At 66.2% G+C, this 1,511-nt stretch carries 1 protein-coding gene; it reads right to left on the minus strand.

Features of this window, described 5'->3' with window-relative positions:
• The coding region (locus tag ETD86_RS54305; protein ID WP_484213977.1) for a DNA-directed RNA polymerase subunit beta at positions 1–1,511 on the minus strand (1,511 nt) is incomplete at both ends.

Genomic DNA, 1,511 nt, shown 5'->3' on the forward strand with positions numbered 1-1,511 from the left:
ACGCTGCTCGGCTCACGCCGGGACAGATCGATGCCGAGTTCCTCCGCGGCGCGGAAGACGTCCTCGTCGGTGTCGCGCATCTCGATGGACATGCCGTCGCTGGAGAGCACCTCGACGTTCAGGCACAGCGACTGCATTTCCTTGATGAGGACCTTGAAGGACTCCGGAATACCGGGCTCGGGGATGTTCTCGCCCTTGACGATCGCCTCGTAGACCTTCACGCGGCCCAGAACGTCGTCGGACTTGATGGTCAGCAGCTCCTGCAGGGCGTAGGCGGCGCCGTACGCCTCCAGCGCCCACACCTCCATCTCACCGAAACGCTGGCCACCGAACTGGGCCTTACCGCCGAGCGGCTGCTGGGTGATCATGGAGTAAGGACCGGTCGACCGCGCGTGAATCTTGTCGTCGACCAGGTGCAGCAGCTTGAGGATGTAGATGTAGCCGACCGCGATGGGATAGGGGAACGGCTCGCCACTGCGGCCGTCGAACAGCCGGGCCTTGCCACTGCGCTGCACCAGCCGATCTCCGTCGCGGTTGGGGACGGTGCTGTCGAGCAGCCCGACGATCTCCGCCTCGTGAGCGCCGTCGAAGACCGGGGTGGCCATGTTGGTGCGCGGGGCGACCTTCTCAAAGCCCTTCTCGCGCAGCCGCTCGGCCCAGGCCTCCTGGATGCCGGAGATGTCCCATCCTCGGGCGGCGATCCATCCCAGGTGGGTTTCCAGCACCTGGCCGACGTTCATCCGGCCGGGCACGCCCAGCGGGTTGAGGATGATGTCGACCGGGGTGCCGTCCTCCAGGAACGGCATGTCCTCGACCGGCAGGATCTTGGAGATGACACCCTTGTTGCCGTGCCGGCCGGCCAGCTTGTCACCGTCGGTGATCTTACGCTTCTGCGCCACGTACACGCGCACCAGCTCGTTGACCCCCGGAGGCAGCTCGTCGCCCTCCTCGCGGGAGAACACCCGCACCCCGATGACCTTGCCCTGCTCGCCGTGCGGCACCTTCAGCGAGGTGTCACGCACCTCACGGGCCTTCTCCCCGAAGATCGCGCGCAGCAGCCGCTCCTCCGGCGTCAGCTCGGTCTCACCCTTCGGGGTGACCTTGCCGACCAGGATGTCACCGGGCACGACCTCGGCGCCGATCCGGATGATGCCACGCTCGTCCAGGTCGGCCAGGACCTCCTCGGAGACGTTCGGGATGTCCCGCGTGATCTCCTCCGGCCCCAGCTTGGTGTCACGGGCGTCGACCTCGTGCTCCTCGATGTGGATCGAGGACAGCACATCGTCTTGCACCAGCCGCTGGGACAAGATGATCGCGTCTTCGTAGTTGTGGCCCTCCCACGGCATGAACGCCACCAGCAGGTTCTTGCCCAGCGCCATCTCGCCCTTGTCGGTGCACGGACCGTCGGCGATGACCTGGTTGACCTCCACCCGGTCGCCCTCGGCCACGATCGGCTTCTGGTTGAAGCTCGTGCCCTGGTTGGAGCGCTTGAACTTCGCCACGCGGTAGGT

Origin of the sequence: Nonomuraea turkmeniaca (assembly GCF_005889735.1) — a bacterium.
Lineage (GTDB): Bacteria > Actinomycetota > Actinomycetes > Streptosporangiales > Streptosporangiaceae > Nonomuraea > Nonomuraea turkmeniaca.